Consider the following 22,023-nt stretch of genomic DNA (forward strand, 5'->3'; position numbering starts at 1 on the left):
GCAAACCTGAGCCGCGTGTGGCAGGAAATGCAACGGGAGCCGTGACCGCACATTCCTCACCGGACCGCGCTCGGCCCTGAGTACCCACGCGGCGCCGGTCCAGAAAGAGCGCTTATCCCACCTCGGCCACCTCCGCGTCTACCCCTTGCTCCGCCTTTCTGAACTCGGATAGACCCGGGACTCCACACCGCAGCGGTCCGACGATGGAACGCCGCGGCCCATCCCCACATCGATTGGGCTTCAATGAAGAAATCTACGAGCGTGTTCGCGGGAAGCACCCGCGCACGCGTCCTGGTCGGAGTAGCGGCAGCCGCTCTCACGATCAGCGTTCTACCGGCGCAGGCCGCCTTTGCGCAGGATCCTGCGTGGATGAACACAGCGCTGTCTCCGGATGAGCGCGCAGCGCTCGTCCTGCAGGAGATGACGCTGGAGGAGAAGGTCGAGCTGATGACGGGGGACCAGGGCGAAGCCCCGTCCGCCTTCTACAACGGCCCGATCGACCGGTTGGGCATCCCCGAACTTCGAATGGCGGATGCCACCGCGGGTATCGCATCCCGCGGATGGACGCTGCCCGGGACAGGGGACACAGCGACGGCGCTCCCGGCCAACCAGGCGCTGGCCGCCACCTGGGACCCGGACCGCGCTCGTGATTACGCGGGCGTGGTCGCGGACGAGGCCCGCCAGACGGGCCACGAGATGCTCCTGGGACCCAACTCGGACCCGACCCGGAACCCGTTCTGGGGTCGCCAGGCCGAGACGGCGAGCGAGGACCCGGACCTCAATTCCTCGATGGTCGTGCCGTTCGTGCAGACGGTGCAGGAGCGGAACGTCATCGCCAACCTGAAGCACTACACCGGCTACACGCAGGAGGTGAACCGAGGGCTCGGCCAGAACTCGATCATCGACGAGCGGGCGCTTCACGAGGTGCACACGTACGCGTACGAGAACGCGATTCGCGAGGCCGACCTCGGGTCGGTCATGTGCTCGTTCAACAAGATCAACGGCGTGTACGCCTGTGAAGACGAGTACGCGCTCGACACGGTGCTGCGCGATCAGCTGGGCTTCACCGGGTTCGTGATCACGGACTTCGGCGCCATCCACTCCACAGTCCCCTCCATCGTCGCCGGCACCGACATGGAGACCGGCACGGCCGCCTTCTACGACGGCGCACTGCTTGCCGCGGTGCAGTCCGGCGAGGTGCCGGTGTCGCTGGTCGATCGGTCGGTGCTGCGCATCCTGCGCACGATGTTCGCCATCGGGGTCTTCGACAACGACTACACCCCCACGGCGATTCCGGTCGAGGAGCACGGGGCGATCGCCCGCGAGGTGGAGGAGGATGCGATCACCCTGCTGCAGAACGAGGACGGTGTGCTGCCCCTGGACCCGGCTGTCGGCTCGGTCGCGGTGATCGGTGGCGACGCCAACATTCCCTCGGCGCTCTCCGGCTCGGCATACGTTCAGCCGACGTACACCGTGTCCCTTGTCGATGCGCTCACCGCTCGCGGTGCGGCGACTGGCGCCGAGGTGCGCTACGAGCCTGGCAATGACCCGGTCACCCCTGCCAACATGATCGAGACGGCGGATATGACGGCCGTACCCTCTTCGGTGCTTCGGCCCGAGGTCGGGGACGGTAACGGTCTCACCGCGCGCTACTACCCGACTGCCGATTGGAGCGGCCCGGCCGGTGTGGAGCGTACAGAGCGGCAGGTCGCGTACGACGTCGGGTTCCTCGGTGGCGGGCCGGCCTTCGCCAGCCTGTACGCGTCTCAAGTCGAGCCCACGCCGTCACTCGGCGGTCCCGCCGGGGGCGGGGATCAGTCGGTGCGCTACACCGGCACGCTCGCGCCCCCGACCAGTGGCACGTACGTGCTGGGCGCCACCGGCTGGGGTGACGCGCGCGTTTACATGAACGACGAGTTGATCATCGATATGACGGGCGAGAACGGTCGTCGCGACGTGCGCTCGGCACCTCTGGAGCTGACGGCCGGCGAAGAGTACGACCTGCGGGTGGAGTACTCGCAGACACGTCCTCTGGTGGGTCTTCAGCCGGGCACGTTCCTGCTGCAGTGGTCAACGCCGGAAGGCGCCCTGTCGCCGTCCGCGCAACTCGCGGTCGAGGCGGCGGCGAGTTCCGACGTCGCGGTGGTGTACGTGCGCACGCTCGAGGGTGAGGAGCGCGACCGTGTCTCCTTGAAGCTCCCTCAGAGCGCCGACCAGCTCATCAGTGCTGTCACTGCGGTCAACCCGAACACCGTCGTCGTGCTCGCGACCGGCGGAGGCGTGACCATGCCATGGCTCGACCAGGCCCCGGCGGTGCTGCAGAGCTACTTCGGCGGACAGGAGGAGGGCAACGCGCTCACCTCGATCCTGTTCGGTGACGAGGATCCGTCCGGTCACCTCCCGATCTCGTACCCGCGCAGCGAGAGCGAACTGCCGCTCGGGGTGGAGAACCCGTGGGCGGGAATCGACAACCTGGACGTCGAGTTCTCGGAGGGTGTCAACGTCGGCTACCGCGGCTACCTCGCCGCGGGGGTGGAACCGCTGTTCGCCTTCGGGCACGGTCTGTCCTACACCGATTTCTCGGCCGACCAGGTCAAGGTCGGCAAGTCCATCCGCACCACCGGGGGAAAGGACACGGTCGATGTGCAGCTGCGTCTGGACAACGTCGGAGATCGTACGGGGACCGAGGTGGTGCAGGTGTACCTGGGCGCACTTCCCGGTGTCGATTCCCCGCCGCTCAAGCTCGCCGGCTACGCCAAGGTGGAGCTCGACGCGGGAACCGGCGAACAGGTGAAGATCACGCTGGACCGGCGGGACTTCTCGTACTGGAACTCCGACGCCGACAAGTGGGTCGTGCCGACAGGAGATGTCGCCGTCTACCTGGGGACCTCGGCGGCTGAGGTCGAGCAGGTCGGCACCGTGAAGGTGGTGGACAGCGGGATCGACAAGCGGATCCGGGCCATCCTTCTGAAGGTCATCGCCTGGCTGAAGCTGCACCCGCGGGCCGACCTCGAGGAGATCCTCCGCGCTCGCCTTGACAACGCCAACATTCCCGTCACCGAAGAAGAGATCCGCGAGCTGGTCCAGCAGGCGCGGGAGCTCATCCGAGGCTAGGAACGGCGGTTCGACGCTGAAAGCAGACGTTGCCGCCCACCGATCCACACATCGGTGGGCGGCAACGTTCCCGCACGGGGGCGTGAGAGTCTCGCCGTACGGACCGCGAAGCCGCCAGAACGGCCGTGGACGATGCGCTCCGACGCCGTTGCCGCGGCGGGTCCGCCCGGGTAGCCTGCAGCCGTGAGCGAGCGCGCCGTCCCCATCCTGCCCAGTCGCGACCTCGAGCAGACGCTCGAGTTCTACGCGTCCCTCGGATTCGAGAATCGCGGGGCCGCCCCGGACGAGTGGGATTACCTGATCGTCGGCCGGGGAGGGATCGAGCTTCACTTCGTCCGGGACGAAGACGTCGATCCCCTCGCGACGGCTGGTACGTGCTACCTGTTCGTCGATAACGCCGACGAGCTGTTCCGCGCCTGGTCCGACGTCGTCGTGGATGACCTTGAAACAGGCAGTCGGCTGATTCCACCTTCGGACACCGAGTACGGCATGCGCGAGTTCGCGCTCGTCGACCGGAGCGGGAATCTCGTTCGCGTCGGCACCGTGTCGGCGACTGCGTAGTCCACGGCGTGGGCCACAGTGGCCCATGGCGTCGTCCGCGCCGTGATTCCGCCGCTGCGCAGGCTCGCGGCGTTCAGCCGCCCGCTGTCCGCGTCGACACCGTCGTGTACCCGCCCCCGCCGGGGTAGTGCCAGGCGCCGGTGAGGGTATTGCCGTCTTCGCTGAAGGTGCCTTCGTAGTACGCCGGCGAGCCCCTCTCGCCGCTCCAGATGGTGAGCGTGTCACCTATGATCTCGTAGGTGTAGTCGAGGGTCTCCCCTTCGGAGAACCCGTAGTACCGGGATCGGATGTCGGTGCTGGGCTCCTCGCCGTACTTGCGTTCGTGTCCGATGATCTCGAGACCTCGGTTGCCGCCCAACTCGACGTGCTGGAGGAGGAAGAAGCCGCCGGGGGTCCACTCGTAGGTGACCGTGCCCTCCGCTTCGCCCGTCACGCTCCAGGTGCCGATCAGCGGTGCGAGGCTCTGCAGGTCGGGGTTCGGCTCGGCCGGCTGCGGTGGGCCCTCGCCCGTGAAGCCCTGCTCATCCGTCATGACGCTCTCCCATCCCATCCGGTGCCCGAGTCGATGGACACTCGCGACAAGTCTGCATTCAGTGGGCCGGTGCGCGCCAGCATCTTTCGGCCCCGGCGGGGCGGATGCGGTGTACGGCTCGAGCCGGCCGTCCTGGCAGAGCTCGACGCGATCTGGCCCGGCCCCCGTCGGGAGGCACCCGCGGAGTACGCCTGGTGAACTCTCAGTGTGGGGCCCTGACTGAGCGGCCCTGAATCACGGGCGCTGACTCAGAAGTCGTAATCCGGCCATGGGGTGTGGTCGATCGGCGGGGGATCGGCCTCGATGGCCTCCAGCTCCTCCTCGGTGCGCTCGATGATCTCGAAGCGGACCGGCATGTTGGGAGTGACCAACACGGAGATGGTGCCGTGGCCGACGGTTCGGAAGTCGACGAAATCGGACCCGTCACGTGCGGCAGCGACGATGGCTTGCTTGGTCTCATCGACGTCCTGACCTGGATCCAGGAGAAATGTCTGTCCGTCGAATCGGACCTTGCTCACCTGCATCGGCTGCTCCTCGCGGACCGCTCCGGCCCGAGCATCTGCCGCTGCGACTCGAGAGTTCGAGAGTCGGGATAACAAGCGACCATACTCTTCGGAGCTCTCCGGCTGTCCTACCTGAGCAGATGCACAGGTGCCGCACAGCTACCCCTTACGTGGTCGCGCTCTGGGCCGCTGCATCCAAACCCACGCCGCAAGCCGAATAACACTTCAGCGGCGAATCCTGGTCGAGGGTCGCCCGATCGCGACGATGCGAGGTCTCGCCATGAAGATGCCCAGCCAGACGACCGTGTTCGAATACGACACCTACGGAGATGCCGGTGTGCTGCAGGCGCGAAAGCGGGACCTGCCGGCGCCGCAGTCACGAGAAGTCACCGTCGAAGTCATCTCGTCGGCGCTGAACCACATCGACGGCTTCATCCGGGACGGTCGCGAGGAGGAGTGGACGGAGGAGTGGCCCCGGCGCTCCGGCAGCGACTTCGCCGGCGTGGTCATCGCACGCGGAGACGAGGTCACCCGCTTCCCGGTCGGATCATCCGTCATCGGGCACGTCTCCAGCGGCGCGCACGCGACGTTCCTCAACGTCGACCACGGCGTGCTGGTCCTGAAGCCGCGAGAGGTGAGCTGGGAGGTCGCGGGAGGCCTCTATCTCGCCGGCGCCACCGCCTTGGCCACGCTCGATCAGCTCCGCATCGGCGCGGGCGACACCGTCGTCATCTCGGCCGCCGCCGGTGCCGTGGGCAGCATCGAGGCGCAGGTGGCGAAGTACCGCGGCGCCCGGGTCATCGGCACGTGCGGCGTTCGCAACTTCGACTACCTGCGCCAGATCGGCATCACGCCGATCCAATACGGAGAGGGCATCGCGGAGAGGATCCGCCGCGTCGCCGGTGGGCCGGTCACGGCCATGATCGACAACTTCGGCAAAGACGGCCGCGATCTCGCCATCGAGCTCGGTGTTCCGATGCAGCGCTACCGCTCCAGTGCGGACCGCCGGGACCTCGAGCTGCAACTGCTCGGCGATGACCTCGAGTCCGTCGCGGCCGGCACCGATCTGCTCCGCCGAGCGAGCGAGCTCGCGCGCGTTCGAGCCTTCACCCTGCTCGCGTCGGGCGTCTATCCCCTCACCGACATCGTCGAGGCGTATGCCGACCTCGCACGCCTCCATGCCCGGGGGAAAGTGGTGGTCGCCACGCACCCGGTCTCCACCTTCCGGACCCTCAAGGCGCGCGACGTTCACGAAGCGTCTTAGGGGGAGCGAACGTCACATCGCGGAGGTGGCCACCGCCCCGGCCGGCGGTGGGTGGATGCAGGTGAACGACGGAGAAGGCGAGGAGCGCCCCGCCTATCTCCTGCTCACGCCCGGAACCAGCATCGCGGTGATTCCTGTCCCGGATACCGCGTAAAGCCGGCCCTTCCCGCTGCCCGCCTACGGCGCGCGGAACACGGCCATGATCTTCTTCGCCGGCAGATACGCTCGCAGCTCCGTGATGAACTCTTCGGCGACGTCGTAGAACACGACATACGGAACTCGGAGCTGCTGGCCGGTGGCTGCCACGCCTTCGAATTCGCCAGTGTTCGTACCGACGAAATCGAACTCACCGGCGACGACGCCCTCCCCGATGACGAGCTTCCTGACTTCGGGGTGCGCATCGAACAGCGTGGTGTGCATCGAGCCGATGAAGTCCCGCACGGCTTCCCGACCGACGATCTGATCGCCCGATTCCATGGTGATCCACCGGACGTCGTCCGATAAGTGCTGGGCGAAATCGCCCCCACTCAGGAGCGCCTCCAGGTACGAGTCCATCGTGCGCTTGGTCGCTTCGGTCGACATCCTTGCCGAGTCAATGGACATGTTCATCTCCTCCTCTCGCTGCGGCTGCTCAGGTGCATCCGCTTTTCGGCACCCAATATGCTCCCGTGCCGGCTGCCTGTCGAGCGGGAACGCCCCGTGGGACCACGTCCAGGGTGGGCCGCCTCCTGGGCGTAGGCTCGGGCGCTATGGCCATCGGCGCAACGATCCACACCTTCACGGTGCAGCTGGCCGATGTGGACCGCGGCGTGTACGAGGAGCTGACCCTTCGTGTCGCGCGCCAGTCCTCCGAGACCGACGCCTTCATGGTGACGCGGGTGCTGGCCTACTGCCTCGAGTTCGAGGACGGGATCTCGTTCAGCGAAGGCATCTCATCGACGGATGAGCCCGCGGTGCTCGTGCGCGATCGCACCGGCAGGGTCACGGCATGGATCGAAGTGGGCGCCCCGGATGCCGCGCGCCTCCACTACGGCAGCAAGCTCGCCGACCGCACCGCCGTCTACACGCATCGCGATCCGGCCAAGTTGATCCCACTCTGGGCCGGCAAGCCCATCTATGACGCACAGGCGATCGCGCTGCACAGCTTCGATCCGGGATTCATCGACGCTGCCGCCGCCGCCCTCGAACGCCGCAACACGGTCACGCTCTCGATCACGGAGCGCCAGCTCTACGCCGAGATGAACGGCACGACCCTCAGTTCGGCGGTGCACGACCAGATGCTCGCGTAGCGAGCCCGGGCGCATTCGACGTGCAGAACAACGTCTGCTTCGCCTTGTCGGCGCCGGTCGGTAGCGTGCATGCATGGCCACCGACGCCCGCGTCCTCGACTGGTTGCTCGATTCCGACCCTGCCCTCCTCTGGCAGGTCGAGCGGGACCTGGCCGGCGCTCCGCCCGAGTTCTGGGAAGCCACGCGGGCCCGCGTCGCCACCGAGGGGTTCGGGGCCCGGCTGCTGTCGCATCAGGATCCGGATGGCCAGTGGGCGGGCGGTGCATTCTTCCCGGCCGGGTTCTTCGGCAGCGCGGAAGCGGACGAACCGGGGCAGCCGTGGGTCGCCACCACCTGGGCGCTGAACGATCTGCGGGATTGGGGGGTCGATGCGGCGGCGCTGGCGGGGACCGCCGAGAAGCTCGCGGCGAACAGCCGCTGGGAATACGACGACCTGCCGTACTGGGGTGGCGAGGTCGACGTCTGCATCAACTCCTACACCCTCGCGAACGGCGCATGGCTGGGCGCCGATGTCTCGCGGCTCGCCTCGTGGTTTCCCGCGCATCGCCTGGCCGACGGCGGCTGGAACTGCGAGGCCGAGGAGGGTGAGTCGACGCGGTCATCGTTCCATTCCACCCTGAACGCCGTCCGCGGCCTCCTCGCGTACGAGAGGATCACCGGCGACACCGGCGTGCGCGAGGCCCGCCACGGCGGCGAGGAGTACCTGCTGACCCGGCGCCTGATGTACCGGGCCAGCACCGGTGAGCTCGTCGGCGACTTCGTGACGCGCTTCGTGTATCCGAACCGTCACCGCTACAGCGCGCTCTCGGCCCTGGACCACTTCCGCGGTGCCTCGCTGTTCGACGGCACGCGACCCGATCCACGGCTCGCCGAGGCGGTGGAGGTCGTGCGCGCAGCCCGGCAGCCCGATGGAACATGGCTGCAGACGACGCCGCTCGCCGGGCGCACGTGGTTCGACGTCGACGTCCCCGAGGGCGAACCGTCCCGCTGGCTGACGCTGATCGGCACCCGCGTGCTGGACTGGTGGGACACCGCGCACCCCTGACCGGGCCGGAAGCCGGAGGGGTCGGGATAATGAGACGCATGCAAGATCGAGAACTCGGCGGCACCGGCCTGCGCGTCACCGCCCTGTGCGTCGGTACCAGTCCGCTCGCCAGCATGCCGGGCCTCTACGGCTACGAGGTCGATGAGGCTCGAGCCGTCGCCACCGTGCGCGCAGCGCTGGGCAGCCCCATCCGCTTCCTCGACACCTCCAACGGCTACGGCGCGCACGGCGAGTCGGAGTCGAGGATCGGCGAGGCCCTTCGTGAATCGGGCGGGATTCCAGAGGGCTTCGTCCTGGCGACGAAAGTCGATCCCCGTCCGGGGTCTTCGGACTTCTCCGACGCCCGGGTGCGCGAGTCGTATCGCGAGAGCCTGGAGCGGCTCGGAGTGGAGCGAGTTCCCCTTCTGCATCTGCACGACCCCGAGCGGATCGGGGTCGAGGCGTCGCTGGCACCGGGAGGCCCCGTCGAGGCGCTGCGACAGCTGAAGGCCGAGGGGCGGGTCGACTGGATCGGCGTCGCCGGCGGCGCGCTGAGCGTGCTGCGGCCGCTGGTCGACACGGAGGTCTTCGATGTCGTGCTGACCCACAATCGCTACACCCTTCTCGACCGCTCGGCAGAGGAGCTTATCGCCGAAGCGAGCACTCGCGGCCTCGGCGTCCTCAACGCGGCGCCGTACGGTGGGGGACTGCTCGCGAGGGGTCCGGCGTCGACATCGAAGTACGCGTACGCGGAGCGAGGCGACGCGCGCGCCGCGGCGGAGCGGATGCAGGCGGCGTGCGAGCGTCATGGCGTGCCGCTGGCCGCTGCCGCGCTGCAGTTCTCCCTGCGCGACGAACGGATCGCGTCCACCGTCGTCGGGGTTTCGTCACCCGAGCGGATCGATCAGACCCTCTCCTTGGCCGCGCAGGAGATTCCCGATGACCTCTGGGCGGAGCTCGGCCGGCTCACCCCTCCGAAGTCCAGCTGGCTGAACGACTGACGCTGTCGCTCGTGTCTCGCGGTACTCTGGCGCCGTGACGATTCACCGTGGGACTGTCATCAGCAACCTCGACCCGACGGGCTCCGGGCGATTGCAGGTGCTGGTGCCCGCGATCAGCACCGAACCGCTGTCGTGGGCGCTGCCGGTCTTTCCGCTCGGAGTCGCGCCGGCTTCGGAGCCGTTGCCGCTCGGTACCGAGGTGTGGGTCACGTTCGAGAACGACGACCCGGCCTACCCGGTGGTGCTCGGCACCCTCGGCTGACGGCACCGGCGCCGGACCAGCGATCACGACGCCCGCGGGCGGCGGGCCCGTCAGGCGTGGCGCGTCGCCGGTCGCAGCACGATCTCGGTCGGACACACATTCGCCGGGGAGTCCACGACGAACTCGACTGCCCGGGCGATGTCCTCCGGCCGGAGGAGCGCGGACGCGTGTGTCCGGGCCGCCGGCGCGAGGCTCCCCGCTCCGGCGTTGACGAGCCCCGCGCTGATCACCGACACCGTGACACCCTCGTCGCACACGTCCAGGTGCAGCGCCTCGGCGAGCCCGCGCAGACCGTGCTTCGCGGCGACATAGGCGGCGTTGTCGGGGTATGCCTGGCGTCCGGCACCGGATCCGACGAAGACGAACGTGCTCGGCGCGTGAGCGACGAGTGCGGGAAGGAACAGGCGCGCGGTGGTGGCAGCGGCGGTGAATGTCGTGGACAGCACGTCGTTCATCAGCGACTCGTCCACGGTGTCGAACCTTCCCCACTGGAACACGCCGGCCGCCCAGACGACGGCGGTGAGGCGGCCCCCTTCTTTCAGCACACCGTCGGCGGCGGCGTGCAGCGCCGCGCCGTCCCGTACGTCGACGACGGTCGGCTGTGCGGATTCCGCACCGGCGTCCATGCACGCCGAGGCCGCGGCATCCAGTCGGGCGACGTCGCGTCCCCACAGACGCACGTGCATGCCGCGCCCGGCGAACGACACGGCGATCGCCCGCCCGATCTCGCTCGAGGCGCCCGCGATCACCACAAGATCGGTCACGGCACAACGCTAGACCCGCCCGCGGACACCGCTGCGGTCGGGCAGAATGACCGGATGCGACTCGTCTTCCTGCATGGCGCGGCGGCCGCGGGAAAGCTGACCACCGCCCGCGAGCTGGAGCGGCTGGTCGGGTATCCGGTCTTCCACAACCACCTCATCGTCGACGCGCTCACGGCGGTGTTCCCCTTCGGAACCGAGCCGTTCGTGCGGCTCCGCGAGGAGTTCTGGCTGAAGGTCTTCGCGGAGGCTGCCGGCATCGGCCGCTCGCTGACGTTCACGTTCGCGCCGGAGTCGACGGTCACCGCCGGCTTCGCGGAGCGCGTGCGCCAGGTCGTCGAGGAGGCGGGCGGCCGGGTGTGCTTCGTGCGGCTCACCGTCACGGACGAGGAGCAGGAGCGGCGGATCGGGAACGCCGACCGCCGGGAGTTCCACAAGCTCAGCGATGTCGGGACGCTCCACCGGTTGCGCGAGCACGGCAGTGCGGACGTCGAGCAGCCTCCGGTCGACCTCGAGATCCTCACCGACCGGAGCACGGCGTCCGAGAGCGCCGCCTTGATCGTCGCCCGCTTCGGCCTGCGGCCCCAGGTGGTCAGCGACAGGTATCCGCCCGTCTGACACCCGGTTGGGTTCGGTATCGGGCCGCGATCAGCCCCCGGCATCCGGAAGCAGGTCGGGGCACACCCCGCCCGGCTCGGTGGCGAGCTCGAAGTGCCATCGTTCGTTCGCGTAGATCTGGCAGATGCCCCACTGCGCGCCGTGCTGGATGAGCCACGACTGCGCATCCAGCCCGCCGATGTCGATCGCGTGGCCCGTGACGTGTCTGGACCGATCTGGCGTCGCGACGAACTGGCGCGCGATCTCCTCGCTCCCGTACTCCACGATCGCGTCGTCGAGCAGCCACTGCTGATACGCCCGGCTGCGCCAGCCGCTCGTCACCTCGAATGCGACGCCGTCGGCGCCGGCCGCGGTCGCGGCATCCCGCATCGCCGAGAGCAGCGCGGGGTCGAGCAGGGCGATCGCCGGCAGCTCGGCGTCGGCGAGCGATGCGGCATCCTCGATATGACCGCTCGCCTCGCTCGGAGCGAAGGGTGCCGACAGTGCATGAACGGGGCTCCAGAGGGATACGGCCGCCAGGATCACCGCCGCGACGACCGCCGCCGCTGCTGCGCCGATCATCACGAACACGACCGGGCGCGCCGGGGACGAGCTGCCGACGACAGATGCAGAGAACATGCGTCGATCTCACGCGGGCGCGCGTTGCGAGGGCGTAAGCGGAATCGGATACGTCCGCGATATGCGCCCCCACCTAAGCTGAGCGCATGCGCGTGCTGATCGTCGAGGACGAGCTCTACCTCGCCGAAGCCATACGCGACGGCCTGCGCCTCGAAGCGATCGCGGCCGACATCGCGGGGGACGGGGACACCGCCCTGGAGCAGCTCGCGGTCAACGAGTACGACGTCGTCGTGCTCGACCGTGACATTCCCGGACCGAACGGGGACGAGGTCGCTCGTCGGCTCGCGGCCGAGCCGACGAGCCCTCGCATCCTGATGCTGACGGCCGCGGATCGGCTCGACGACAAGGAGACCGGCTTCGAGAGCGGTGCCGACGACTACCTTACGAAGCCCTTCGCGCTGCGGGAGCTCACCCTGCGCCTGCGGGCGCTGGGCCGCCGGCCGGCGCGAGGACGGCCGCCCATCGAGGAGGTCGGCGGCGTTCGTCTCGATCCGTTCCGCCGCGAGGTGTACCGGGATGGCCGCTACGTCGCGCTGACACGCAAGCAGTTCGCCGTGCTGGAGGTGCTGGTCGCGGCGCGCGGCGGCGTCGTGAGCGCCGAGGACCTTCTCGAACGCGCATGGGACGAGAACGCGGACCCCTTCACCAACGCCGTGCGCATCACCATCTCGACGCTGCGCAAGCGCCTCGGCGAACCGTGGGTGATCGAGACGGTGGCGGGGGTCGGCTACCGCATCAGCGGGGTGGCGGATGCCGAGTCCCATGACTCCGTCTGAGGCGGGTCGCCCGGCCGGGCTCTCGGTGCGGGTCAAGCTCGCACTGAGCTACGCCGGCTTCCTCGTGGTCGCCGGCGCGGCCCTGTTCGTCGTCGGCTTCCTGCTGCTGCGATTCGTTCCTGAGGGCAACGTGCAGGTCGTGGGCGGGGGCTTCGCCCCCAACCGCACAAACCTCATCGAAGTGTTCGTCCGCTACGCCTCGTGGGCGCTCGTTCTCCTCGTGATCTTCGGGCTCGTCGGTGGATGGGTGCTCGCCGGGTTCGTGCTGCGACCCCTCGACCGCATCACCGATGTGGCCCGCCGGGTCGCAGCCGGGTCGCTCAATCACCGGGTCTCGCTTCCGGGACGCCGCGACGAGCTCACCGATCTCGCCGATGCGTTCGATGCGATGCTCGCCAGGATGCAGCACACGCTCGACGAGGAGCGCCGTTTCGCGGCGAACGCCTCGCATGAGCTGCGAACACCCCACGCGATCATCCGCACCATGGTCGAGGTCGCGCAGGCGGATCGGGAAGGGCGCGACGTCGACACGCTCCTCGAGCGGATCGCGGCTACGAACGACCGCGCCATCGCCACCACCGAGGCGCTGCTCGCCCTGGCGCGCGCGGGCCGCGATGCCGGGCTCGAGAAGGAGCGGGTGGACCTCGCGGCGGTCGTCGCCGAGGCTATCGCCGAGGTGCAGGCGGATGCCGAGGCCTCCGGCATCCGGATCGATGCCGCGCTCGATCCCGCGCCGATGTGGGGCCATCCGACGCTTCTGCACCGCCTCGCGGCGAATCTCCTGCAGAACGCGGTGGTGCACAACGTGCGCGGCGGCGCGGTGTCGGTCACGACGAGCCGGGGTCCCTCCGGTGCGGTGCTCACCGTGAGCAACACCGGGCCGGTGATCGATCCCTCGGTCGTGGCGACCCTCGTCGAGCCCTTCGTGCGCGGTGCGGGGCGCGTGCGGACGGGTCATGCCGGCGCCGGGCTCGGGCTGGCGGTCGTGGCGTCGATCGTGCGGACGCATGGCGGCACGCTCGACGTCTCGGCGCGCGCGGAAGGCGGACTTCAGGTGCGCGTCACGCTGCCGGTCGAGGCCTCCCTCAGCGCCTGACGCGGCGAAGCCGCCGGGTCACGAGGCGGATGCCGGTCACGCTGCCGGTCTGTGCATCCCTCGGGTCCTGTCCTGGCGAAGCCAGCGGGTCACCAGGCGGATGCCCGTCACGCTGCTGGGTTGCCACCCCTTAGCGCCTGACGCGGCGAAGCCGGCGGTTCACGAGGCGGATGCTGGTCACGATGACGACCCCGATCGCGGCGCCCGCGGTGTTCCAGAACACGTCGGCGGAGTCGGGGACCCGGCCCGGAATCGTTGCCTGCGCGTATTCGACCGCGGCCGACATCGCGAAGCCCGCGAGGATCGCGAGAGGCCATAGCCGACGGTGCAGCAGCAGTGCGATCGTCGCGCCTAGCGGGACGAACATCACCGTGTTCAGCAGCCGTTCGGCGTCCGCGGTCGAGATCCAGGCCAGCAGCGGGGCGGGAACGACATCCATCGATCGCATGAAAGCATCGCGCGCTGGCGCGACGAGAGCGCGGGGACCGAGCGTGAGCGTGGCGACGGCCGCGACGGCGACGACCGCGGCCAGGAGCCGGCCGCTCCGGTGGCCGTTCACGGGGGAGCTCTGCGACATGGGTCCGCCTTTCGCCGGCGGGAAGCGCCGGTTTCGTTCGACCAGTTCAACAGGACGGATGTTGCAGGAGCGTATTGATATGTGCGCGTCTCCGGGCTTCTCCGATTCGGGTCACGCGTGGACGCTCGTCAGCGTTCGTTTCCTTCTTTCCCGCTTCGTTCCTCCCCCTCGCGTGTCGGGCCTCAGTTATCCACATCACCCCACCGCCCTCGTCTGAGTGTCGTACCTACGTTCTAGACTTCGAGCATGTTCTTTGAGCCCGAGATGACCCCAGACGCGGCCGGCAACGACGCCGAGCTGGGGGGCGCGTCGGAAGATGAGTCGGTAGTGGCTGCACGGGCGGCGGCGGCGTTGAACGCCCCGGACACCTTGGATCATGTGGTGGAGATCGCGGACATGATCACGATGCACGCGGCGCAGCGGCTGATCGGGATCGATCTGGCGCGGCGCGAGGCGCTGGCGGACGCGGCGCGGCATGGGCGGGGTCTGGTGGAGGTGGTGGAGCGTTCGGTGCGGCTGGAGATCGCGGCGGCGTTGCGGATCACCGAGCATGCCGCCGACGGGCTCCTCTCTCTTGGAGAGGCGTTGGTGCACCGGTATCCGGCGGTGCTGGATTCGTTCGCGGTCGCGGGGATGACCGAGCGTCACGCACAGCTGCTGGTGGACGCGCTGGATTCGGTGGAGCCGGAGTTCCGGGACCGGATCGTGGGGCCTGGGATCGTGCTGGCAGAGTCGCAACCGGTGGGCACGTTTCGCCGGAAGCTGCGGACGCTGGTGGAGAGCGTGCGCGCAGCGACATTGGAAGAACGGAACACGGCGGCTCTGCAACGGCGCCGGGTGATCGTGGAACCGGCAGAGGACGGGATGGCCTGGTTCTCGGCTCTGATCCCTGCGGTGGAGGCGCACGCGGCGATGGGTCGGGTGACGACGATCGCCAAGGTTCTCGGCGGCAGGGACGAGGAGACCCGCACCCTGGACCAGCTGCGCGCCGACGTATTCGCCGACCTCCTGATCGAGGGGGAGACCGTGGCGCATCCGCCCGAGGCGCGCGGCATCCGCGCCACCGTTGCCGTCACCATCCCCGTCCTCGCCCTGCTCGAGAACGACAAACCGGGGACACCGGCCGCGGGCGGCGCAACCGGCACAACCCGCACAATCGGCGGGCGCGGGGATCCGCCGACCGTGGAGGGAATAGGGCCGATCCCACTCTCCCGTGCCCGGGAGCTGTGCGGGAGCGCCGAGGGGTGGATGCGGATCCTGACCCATCCGGAGTCCGGCATGGTGCTCTCCGTCGGGCGGGAGCAGTATCGGCCACCGCCCGGGCTGCGAAGGCTGGTCCGTTGGCGGGCGGACAGCTGCATGGCACCCGGATGCGCAGTCCCCGCCTCCCGCTGCGAGATCGACCACACCATCGCCTGGCAGGACGGAGGCACGACCACGCTCGACAATCACGCTCCGCTTTGCAAAGGGCACCACATCGTGAAACATCACGGCGGATGGAGCGTCACCCAGATCGAGGGCAGCGGCGGCGCCATCCAATGGGTATCCCCGACAGGACGCCGCTACATCGTCCAACCGGAACGCCGCGTACCCGTCTTCCGCGCCCAACCCGACGACGATGCCCCGTTCTGAACACCCCGAGTCGCTAACCTCAGCGCATGAGCAACAGCGACGGGCCGATGGGCCAGCGCGACATCCCCGGTCACCCCCGCTACGCGGGGATCGCGACCTTCGCCCTTCTTCCTCGGATCGAGGATGTGCCGCACGCAGACGTGGCGGTGCTCGGAATTCCGTTCGACGCGGGCACCAGCTACCGCCCAGGCGCGCGGTTCGGCCCGGCGCACATCCGCGAGTGCTCGAGGCAGCTGCATCCCTATCACCAGACCCACGACGTGCATCCGTTCGCGGTGCAGCAGGTGGCGGATGCCGGCGACCTCGGGGTGACCCCCTACGACATCGCGGCGGCGGTGTCCTCCATCGAGTTCGCCGCCTCCGAATACAACGAGCGAGGGACCCGACTGGTCGTGCTCGGCGGCGACCACACCATCGCTCTTCCGCTGCTTCGCGCCGTCGCGAAGAGGAACGGGCCTGTCGCCGTCATCCACTTCGACGCGCACCTCGACACCTGGGACACCCATATGGGAGCCAGCCTGTGGCACGGCTCACCCTTCCGGCGCGCCGCAGAGGAGGGGCTGCTGGATAGCACCCGCTGCGTCCACGTCGGGCTGAGAGGCGGCGTCTACGACAAAGGCGAGCTGGAGGCCGACGGGGTCCTCGGCTTCCAGGTCATCCGGGCGGACGACTTTCAAGCGCAGTCGATCGCCGACGTCCTCTCCCGCATCCGCGACCGTGTCGGCGCCGGTCCCGTCTACCTCTCCGTCGACATCGACGTGCTCGATCCCGCGTTCGCCCCCGGCACCGGTACGCCGGAACCCGCCGGCCTCACGAGCCGCGAACTCTTCGGCGCCATCCGCGGGCTGGTCGGGCTCGACGTGGTCGGCGCCGACGTCGTCGAGGTCGCGCCGGCGTACGATCACGCCGGCGTGACGGGCCTCGCGGCGGCGCACACGGCGTGGGAGATCATCGCCCTGATGGCCACCGGCGCGGCCGCATCAGGAGGACTCGCTCGCTGAGGGCCCGGCAATCGCCCGCCCCAGAGTGCTCTCGCGAGCCATCAGGGTCGGGGCCACCGTGATGGTCCGGTGCACGTGGTCACCGGGCTTCTCGATCTCCTCCACAAGCAGCTCGATCGCGTGCTCACCCAGCGTCTCGCCGCTCAGCGAGACCGACGAAAGCGGGATGGCGCCGCCCCACGCCGCGGTGTTGTGGTCACAGCCCATGACGAGCATGTCCTGCGGCACACGGATGCCGAGCGCGGTGAGCCGGTTGATGATCGCCATCGCGAGCAGATCGGTGACTGCGAGCACCGCATCCGGCCGATCCTCCGACCCGAGGTCGGCGATCCGGTCGGCGGCGATGATGCCGGCTCCGACCTCCAGACCCTCGATGTCGAGCTCCATCACCTGTACCGCCTCCGCGGCCTCCACCGCCTCCGCGGCCTCCGCGGCCGCGCGCGCCACCCCCTCGAGCCGGTGGGAGACCGGCTGGTAGTCCCGGCGCCCGACGACCACGGCGATCCGACGTGCGCCGCGGTTGATGAGATGGCCGGCGGCGATGCGGCCCGCCTCGCGGTTGTCCACGAGCACACAGCACGCATCGGTGCGCGAGGGCTCGTGGTTGACGATGACGACCGGATGACCGTGGCGGCGGAGCCGCTCGACGCTCTCCGCGGCCTCGTACATCGGCGCGAGCAGCACCCCTGAGACGCGCGAGCTGTCGAAGAACGCGAGGTGCTCCGCTTCCTGCTCGACGTCGCTCTCGCTGCTGCCGAGCTGCAGGCTGTACCGCCGCGCCCGCGCCGCCCGCTGGGCGCCGCTCGCGATATCCACGAACAGCGAGTTGCGAAGATCGAACACCACGAGACCGATGGTGTGGGTGGCGCCCACCACGAGCGCGCGGGCGTTCTGGTTGCGCACGAACCCGAGTTCGGCGACGGCCGACTCCACGCGCTGCCGCGTCGCGACCTTCACCCGCTGCGGATGGTTCAGCACGTTCGACACGGTGCTCAGCGATACCCCTGCGACGCGGGCCACGTCGTGCACCGTGGGCGGTGCGTCGTGATCGGCCGCGCGCACCGCGGGAAGGCGAGTCGGGGGAAGGCGAGTCATAGGGGGATGGTAGTTCTACGGCACCTGATCGGGCTCACGACGGCGCGCCAGGAGGGGGTGGCGGGCACGCGGCCCACCACCCCCTCCTTCGCGGGTGTCTTCCGCCTCCTCAGCGTCTGACTGTGATCAGCGAGACCCCGTAGGCCGGATGGACGGTGTCGCTCCCGGCATACGACAACGTGATCGGGTGGATGCCGCGCTCGAACGTGCCGATCGGGATGGTGGCCTTTCCGCCGGCGAGAGTGCCGGTGAAGGACTTGCCGTCGACCACAGCCGTGACATCGCCTTCCGGGGTCACGCCGTTCGCGAGGGGGGTGACCCGAACGGACAGGGTGAACTCGGTCGTGGTGGTTCCCACGAGCCTGTTCGGCACAGCCACGATGACGGCAGAGGTCTTCACGAAGACTGCCGCGCTGGTCGCTGCGCCGGAAGGCCCTGACTTCGGCTTCGCGGTGACGGTGACGCTGAGCGACGTGCCCTGGTCGGCGGGGGTCACCCGGTAGGCCGCCTTCTCCGCACCCTGGATCGGCTCGCCGTCGCGCAGCCACTGGTACGAGAAGGCGAGACCGTCCTCGCTCCAGACGCCCGGGTCGGCGGTCAGCTTCTTGCCGAGTGCCACGTCTCCCTGGATGCTCGGCGCCGTCGTCGCGACGGGGCCGTTCGCATCGATCTCGACCGTCTTCGAGAGCGGCAGATCACCCGACGAGGAACCGGCCCAGACGGTGTACTCGCCATCGACGATCCTCCACTCGTCGGCGTCGGCATCCCAGATCGAGAGGGGGTGGCTGCTGTCTTCCGAGTCCACGACGATCTCGACCGTGCGGTTCTCTCCGGGAGCGAGTTCGATGCGATCGAACCCGATCAGCCGTTTGCCGGGCTCGACGGCGGCCTCCGGGAACGTCAGGTAGACCTGCGGGATCTCGGTACCGGCGACCTCACCGGTGTTCTCGACCGTGAAGCTGACGGTCGCCGTCCCGGATGCCGCAGCTTTGTCCGCGGTCGCCTTCACCTTGAGCTGCGAGTACTCGAACTGCGTGTACGACAGGCCGTGGCCGAACGCGAACAGCGGCTCGATGCCCTGCCCCTCGTACCATTTGTACCCGACCTGCAGACCCTCGGTGTAGTTCACCTGACGGATCTCGGTCGACCCTTCGGGGCGCGTCGTCGACCCATCGGCGAACACGCCGGGGTACTGCTCCGGGGTGTTGGTCGGAGTGTCTGCGAGCGACGCCGGGAAGGTCATCGGCAGCTTTCCCGCCGGCGCGACGTCGCCGAACAGCAGCGACGCGATCGCCGGGCCCTGCTGTTCGCCTCCGTACCAGTTCTCCAGCACCGCCTGAACGCCGTCCAGCCAGGGCATCTCCACGGCACTGCCGGTCTGCAGCACGACGACCGTGTTCGGGTTGACCTGCTCGATCGCCGAGATCAGCGCATCACCGTTGCCCTGCAGCCTCAGGTCGGTCAGGTCGCTGAACTCTCCCATCCGCTGATAGCCGAAGACCACGGCGACATCGGCGGCGGCAGCCTGAGCCGCAGCCGCCGCGACGTCCTGACCGTTGTTCCACGTCACCGTTGCGCCGGCCTGGGCCGCACGCTCGGTCAGCGCGGTCTCGGCGGAGACGACGTCCTCGCACGGAAGCGTGTTGCGTGGCGGCTGATCCGGGCGGAAGCGCAGGGTGAGGCTGCACACCGAGACGGCGCTCGTCGGCACCCCGCCGAGGTCAGTCGGCGTGCTCGAGGCGGTCGGCCCGAAGAGCGCGATCGTCTGCCCCTCAGAGGGGGTGAGGGGCAGGGTGCCCTCGTTCTTCAGGAGAACACTGCCCTGCTCGGCGATCTGCCGAGCGACCGCTTCGTTCGCCGGCGTCGACGCCTCCTCGGCGGGCTCGGCCGGGAGCGGGTTGTCGAAGAGGCCACCGCGGATGTAGGACCGGATGACGCGGAACGCCGCTTCGTCGATGCGCTCCTGCGTGATCTCACCGGCCGCCAGCGCCGCATCCAGCCGGGCGGGCGTGAACCACTTGGGGCGGTTGAGCTCCTGATCGAGTCCGTTCATCAATGAAGCGCCGGTGGAGTGCACCGAACCGAAGTCCGACATGATGAAGCCGTCGAAGCCGTAATCGTCCTTCAGCACATCCTGCATGAGCGGGCTCTCGCAGATGTACACGCCGTTCACCTGATTGAACGCGCACATCACGCTCTTAGGGGCTCCCCCGATCCACCGCGATCTCGTACGGCAGCGCGTAGACCTCGCGCAGCGTGCGCTCGTCCATGTTCGACGAGCTGGTCTGACGGTCGAGCTCCTGCTCGTTCGCGGTGAAGTGCTTCAGGTCGGAGATGACCTTGCCGTCAGCCTCGATGCCCTCCGCGTGCGACGCCGCGAAAAGACCGTTCAGGATCGCGTCCTCACCGAAGTACTCCGGGGTGCGGCCCGCGAGCGGCGTGCGGCCGTTTGCGAGTCCGGGCGCCAGGATGACGTTGCGTCCCTTCGCGAAGGCTTCCTCCGCTTGGGCCACGCCCTTGTCGTACGCCAGATCGAGGTCCCACGTCGAGGCGAGTGCGATCTGCGCAGGAAAGTCCGTGACGCCAGCGGCTCGTACGGCCTCCGGGCCGTCGGTGTAGACGATGGTGGGCGTGCAGGACACCTGGACGGGATAGGTCACGGGGTCCTCGCCCGGAAAGCCGGGGTTCCACTCCGTGCGCTCCGGCGAGACGGCGGGCTGCTCGACGAGCCAGCGGTACTTCTGGTGCTGTGTGCTCGCCTTCAGAAGCGCCTCCGCGCGCGCTTCGGGTGTGGCGGATGCGTCCATCCAGGGGACGGTCGCGCAGTCGGTCTCCGCGGCCGAAGCCGGCTGGACGGCGAGGGTGGAGGCGAGGAGGGCGACCGTGATCGACGCCACCCCGATCCACCGGGTATTGCGTTGCGGGGCGTGACGGGGACTCGTGCTCGCCATTGGGTTCCCTCTCCTTTGAGGCTCGCGGGCCGCGGCGCGGCCGGTCGGTTTTGGCAGGCTAAGCCCGGGCCGAGCACAAGGTCAAGGAAAAATTGCAACGTTTTAATAGGTGCAGGGAAGCCGGCCAGGAAAGGGCTCTCGAGCCGGCAGCCGACCGTCGCCGGCGTCACCACCCGCCGCGGGTCGGCGTGTGCCCCTGCCGGGCGTCGTCGGGCATCGCCATCTCGGCCCGCACGCCGAGCAGCCGGATCGGTCGGTCCTCGATCTTCTCGACCAGCTCCATCGTCTTCGCGAGCACAGTCTCCCGGTCGAACGTCGAGGCGATCTTCTTGGTGAACGTCTTGGTGATGAACGGCGCGTAGCGCACCTTGAGCCCCAGCCCGACGACCGGCCGACCGTCCGCCGCCACGTCCTCGAGCACCTGCGCGAGCAGCTCGAGGGCGGCCGCCTCGACAGCAACCCGCTCCACGAGGTTCTGCTGGTAGGTCGTCTCCCGGCTGTGCCCCCGGGCCACCCACGGGGTGTCATCCACCACCGTCGCACCCTCGCCACGTCCGAGCTGCGCGTACCAGGGTCCCATCCGCGGACCGAACTCGGCCACGAGGTCTTCGTCCTCGACGGCCGCCAACTCTGCCACGGTGCGGATGCCGAGACCGGCCAGGCGCTTGGAGATCTTGGAGCCGACTCCCCACAGGTCGATCGTGGGGCGTGCGCCCATCACGTCCAGCCAGTTCTCCGCGGTCAGCCGGAAGACTCCGCGCGGCTTGCCGAACCCGGTCGCCACCTTGGCCCGCACCAGGGTGTCGCCGATGCCGACGCTGCAGTGCAGCGCGGTGCGCTCCAGCACCGCCGCCTGCACGGAACGGGCATACGCCTCGGGATCGTCGGTCTCAATGCCGAGAAAGGCCTCGTCCCAGCCGAGCACCTGCACGGTGGCGCCCGGCTGCGCCCTCAGCGCCGACATGACCTGCTCGGATGCCACGGTGTAGGCCTCGGCATCGACGGGCAGGATCACGGCATCCGGGACCTTGCGCGCCGCGATGCGCAGCGGCATCCCGGAGCCGACGCCGAACTCGCGCGCCTCGTAGGACGCCGTCGACACGACCGCGCGCTCGGTGGGATCCCCCCGGCCGCCGACGATCACCGGCTTGCCGGCGAGCTCCGGCCGTCGCAGCACCTCGACCGCGGCGATGAACTGGTCGAGGTCGACGTGCAGCACCCATCGACGGCGGTCCGCGCTCATGGGGCTAGTCTGCGGTCTTGCGGCAGGCATCGCCATGTCGCCGGCATCCGGTCACGCACCGCCCGCGGGATGGCGCCGGCACAGCGCCGTGGTCGGCGCGGTTGA

The 22,023-nt window shown here is 69.0% G+C and carries 23 protein-coding genes; 13 read left to right on the forward strand and 10 right to left on the reverse strand.

The features are described 5' to 3' along the window. Positions 1-369: 369 nt before the first annotated feature. The gene (locus tag ACLQ2Q_RS06070; RefSeq protein ID WP_425819020.1) at positions 370-3,114 is read left to right on the forward strand and encodes a glycoside hydrolase family 3 C-terminal domain-containing protein; all 2,745 of its coding nucleotides are present in this window, start codon (positions 370-372) and stop codon (positions 3,112-3,114) included. Positions 3,115-3,297: 183 nt separating this feature from the next. Beyond that, positions 3,298-3,675: a bleomycin resistance protein gene (locus ACLQ2Q_RS06075; RefSeq protein ID WP_425819022.1), complete on the forward strand. Its 378-nt coding sequence runs from the start codon at positions 3,298-3,300 to the stop codon at positions 3,673-3,675. A gap of 73 nt (positions 3,676-3,748) precedes the next feature. On the opposite strand, the gene ACLQ2Q_RS06080 is transcribed toward ACLQ2Q_RS06075, so the two are convergent. Both ACLQ2Q_RS06080 and ACLQ2Q_RS06085 read right to left on the reverse strand, forming a co-directional pair. Then, positions 3,749-4,207 carry a hypothetical protein gene (locus ACLQ2Q_RS06080; RefSeq protein WP_425819024.1) on the reverse strand — a complete coding sequence of 153 codons (459 nt, stop codon included), beginning with the start codon at positions 4,205-4,207 and terminating at the stop codon, positions 3,749-3,751. A 248-nt stretch (positions 4,208-4,455) separates the two neighbouring features. Beyond that, on the reverse strand, positions 4,456-4,731 hold the full coding sequence (locus ACLQ2Q_RS06085; protein ID WP_425819026.1) for a hypothetical protein: 276 nt from the start codon (positions 4,729-4,731) through the stop codon (positions 4,456-4,458). A 259-nt stretch (positions 4,732-4,990) separates the two neighbouring features. Here ACLQ2Q_RS06085 and ACLQ2Q_RS06090 point away from each other — a divergent pair, with 259 nt between their 5' ends. Then, the gene (locus ACLQ2Q_RS06090; protein WP_425819028.1) at positions 4,991-5,974 is read left to right on the forward strand and encodes an NADP-dependent oxidoreductase; all 984 of its coding nucleotides are present in this window, start codon (positions 4,991-4,993) and stop codon (positions 5,972-5,974) included. 25 nt (positions 5,975-5,999) lie between these two features. Further along, positions 6,000-6,128, forward strand: coding sequence for a hypothetical protein (locus ACLQ2Q_RS06095; RefSeq protein WP_425819030.1), 129 nt, complete (start codon positions 6,000-6,002; stop codon positions 6,126-6,128). A 23-nt stretch (positions 6,129-6,151) separates the two neighbouring features. Here ACLQ2Q_RS06095 and ACLQ2Q_RS06100 read toward each other — a convergent pair whose 3' ends face one another. Beyond that, positions 6,152-6,577, reverse strand: coding sequence for an ester cyclase (locus ACLQ2Q_RS06100; protein ID WP_425819032.1), 426 nt, complete (start codon positions 6,575-6,577; stop codon positions 6,152-6,154). Positions 6,578-6,723: 146 nt separating this feature from the next. Between ACLQ2Q_RS06100 and ACLQ2Q_RS06105 the strand changes: the two genes are divergently transcribed. The 4 genes from ACLQ2Q_RS06105 to ACLQ2Q_RS06120 all read left to right on the forward strand — a co-directional run bounded on the left by ACLQ2Q_RS06105 (position 6,724) and on the right by ACLQ2Q_RS06120 (position 9,550). Further along, positions 6,724-7,263, forward strand: a complete 540-nt coding sequence (locus ACLQ2Q_RS06105; RefSeq protein WP_425819034.1) for a YaeQ family protein — start codon at positions 6,724-6,726, stop codon at positions 7,261-7,263. A 73-nt stretch (positions 7,264-7,336) separates the two neighbouring features. Further along, positions 7,337-8,308 carry a squalene cyclase gene (locus tag ACLQ2Q_RS06110; protein ID WP_425819036.1) on the forward strand — a complete coding sequence of 324 codons (972 nt, stop codon included), beginning with the start codon at positions 7,337-7,339 and terminating at the stop codon, positions 8,306-8,308. 38 nt (positions 8,309-8,346) lie between these two features. Next, entirely contained in the window at positions 8,347-9,288 is a 942-nt protein-coding gene (locus ACLQ2Q_RS06115) for an aldo/keto reductase (RefSeq protein ID WP_425819038.1), read from the forward strand. Positions 9,289-9,322: 34 nt separating this feature from the next. Continuing rightward, positions 9,323-9,550, forward strand: coding sequence for a phage baseplate assembly protein V (locus ACLQ2Q_RS06120; RefSeq protein WP_425819040.1), 228 nt, complete (start codon positions 9,323-9,325; stop codon positions 9,548-9,550). Between the two features lie 50 nt (positions 9,551-9,600). On the opposite strand, the gene ACLQ2Q_RS06125 is transcribed toward ACLQ2Q_RS06120, so the two are convergent. Next, entirely contained in the window at positions 9,601-10,314 is a 714-nt protein-coding gene (locus ACLQ2Q_RS06125) for an SDR family oxidoreductase (protein ID WP_425819042.1), read from the reverse strand. 54 nt (positions 10,315-10,368) lie between these two features. Here ACLQ2Q_RS06125 and ACLQ2Q_RS06130 point away from each other — a divergent pair, with 54 nt between their 5' ends. Then, positions 10,369-10,929: a hypothetical protein gene (locus ACLQ2Q_RS06130; protein WP_425819044.1), complete on the forward strand. Its 561-nt coding sequence runs from the start codon at positions 10,369-10,371 to the stop codon at positions 10,927-10,929. A 30-nt stretch (positions 10,930-10,959) separates the two neighbouring features. Here ACLQ2Q_RS06130 and ACLQ2Q_RS06135 read toward each other — a convergent pair whose 3' ends face one another. Continuing rightward, positions 10,960-11,547, reverse strand: a complete 588-nt coding sequence (locus ACLQ2Q_RS06135) for a M15 family metallopeptidase (RefSeq protein WP_425819046.1) — start codon at positions 11,545-11,547, stop codon at positions 10,960-10,962. Positions 11,548-11,633: 86 nt separating this feature from the next. Here ACLQ2Q_RS06135 and ACLQ2Q_RS06140 point away from each other — a divergent pair, with 86 nt between their 5' ends. Then, a complete protein-coding gene (locus ACLQ2Q_RS06140) occupies positions 11,634-12,323 on the forward strand; it encodes a response regulator transcription factor (RefSeq protein ID WP_425819048.1) in 690 nt (229 codons plus the stop codon). After that, positions 12,310-13,419: an ATP-binding protein gene (locus ACLQ2Q_RS06145; protein ID WP_425819050.1), complete on the forward strand. Its 1,110-nt coding sequence runs from the start codon at positions 12,310-12,312 to the stop codon at positions 13,417-13,419. The genes ACLQ2Q_RS06140 and ACLQ2Q_RS06145 overlap by 14 nt, the downstream gene beginning before the upstream one ends. A 130-nt stretch (positions 13,420-13,549) precedes the next feature. Here the strand turns inward: ACLQ2Q_RS06145 and ACLQ2Q_RS06150 are convergent, their stop codons facing one another. Beyond that, entirely contained in the window at positions 13,550-13,996 is a 447-nt protein-coding gene (locus ACLQ2Q_RS06150; protein ID WP_425819052.1) for a VanZ family protein, read from the reverse strand. A 246-nt stretch (positions 13,997-14,242) separates the two neighbouring features. Between ACLQ2Q_RS06150 and ACLQ2Q_RS06155 the strand changes: the two genes are divergently transcribed. Both ACLQ2Q_RS06155 and speB read left to right on the forward strand, forming a co-directional pair. Beyond that, positions 14,243-15,628, forward strand: coding sequence for a DUF222 domain-containing protein (locus tag ACLQ2Q_RS06155; RefSeq protein WP_425819054.1), 1,386 nt, complete (start codon positions 14,243-14,245; stop codon positions 15,626-15,628). A 26-nt stretch (positions 15,629-15,654) separates the two neighbouring features. After that, the gene (speB, locus tag ACLQ2Q_RS06160) at positions 15,655-16,629 is read left to right on the forward strand and encodes an agmatinase (RefSeq protein ID WP_425819056.1); all 975 of its coding nucleotides are present in this window, start codon (positions 15,655-15,657) and stop codon (positions 16,627-16,629) included. Here the strand turns inward: speB and ACLQ2Q_RS06165 are convergent. The 4 genes from ACLQ2Q_RS06165 to ACLQ2Q_RS06180 form a co-directional block, all read right to left on the reverse strand. Further along, positions 16,609-17,724 (reverse strand): LacI family DNA-binding transcriptional regulator, encoded by a 1,116-nt coding sequence (locus ACLQ2Q_RS06165; protein ID WP_425819058.1) that lies wholly within the window; start codon positions 17,722-17,724, stop codon positions 16,609-16,611. The genes speB and ACLQ2Q_RS06165 overlap by 21 nt on opposite strands. Before the next feature lie 109 nt (positions 17,725-17,833). Next, a complete protein-coding gene (locus ACLQ2Q_RS06170; RefSeq protein WP_425819060.1) occupies positions 17,834-19,915 on the reverse strand; it encodes a glycoside hydrolase family 3 C-terminal domain-containing protein in 2,082 nt (693 codons plus the stop codon). A gap of 7 nt (positions 19,916-19,922) precedes the next feature. After that, complete coding sequence (locus ACLQ2Q_RS06175) at positions 19,923-20,675, reverse strand: glycoside hydrolase family 3 N-terminal domain-containing protein (protein ID WP_425819062.1); 753 nt, start codon at positions 20,673-20,675, stop codon at positions 19,923-19,925. Positions 20,676-20,841: 166 nt separating this feature from the next. Further along, positions 20,842-21,918, reverse strand: a complete 1,077-nt coding sequence (locus ACLQ2Q_RS06180; RefSeq protein ID WP_425819064.1) for a DNA polymerase IV — start codon at positions 21,916-21,918, stop codon at positions 20,842-20,844. Between the last annotated feature and the right edge of the window lie 105 nt (positions 21,919-22,023).

Origin of the sequence: Microbacterium sp. DT81.1, assembly GCF_049844955.1 — a bacterium.
Classification (GTDB): Bacteria; Actinomycetota; Actinomycetes; order Actinomycetales; family Microbacteriaceae; genus Microbacterium.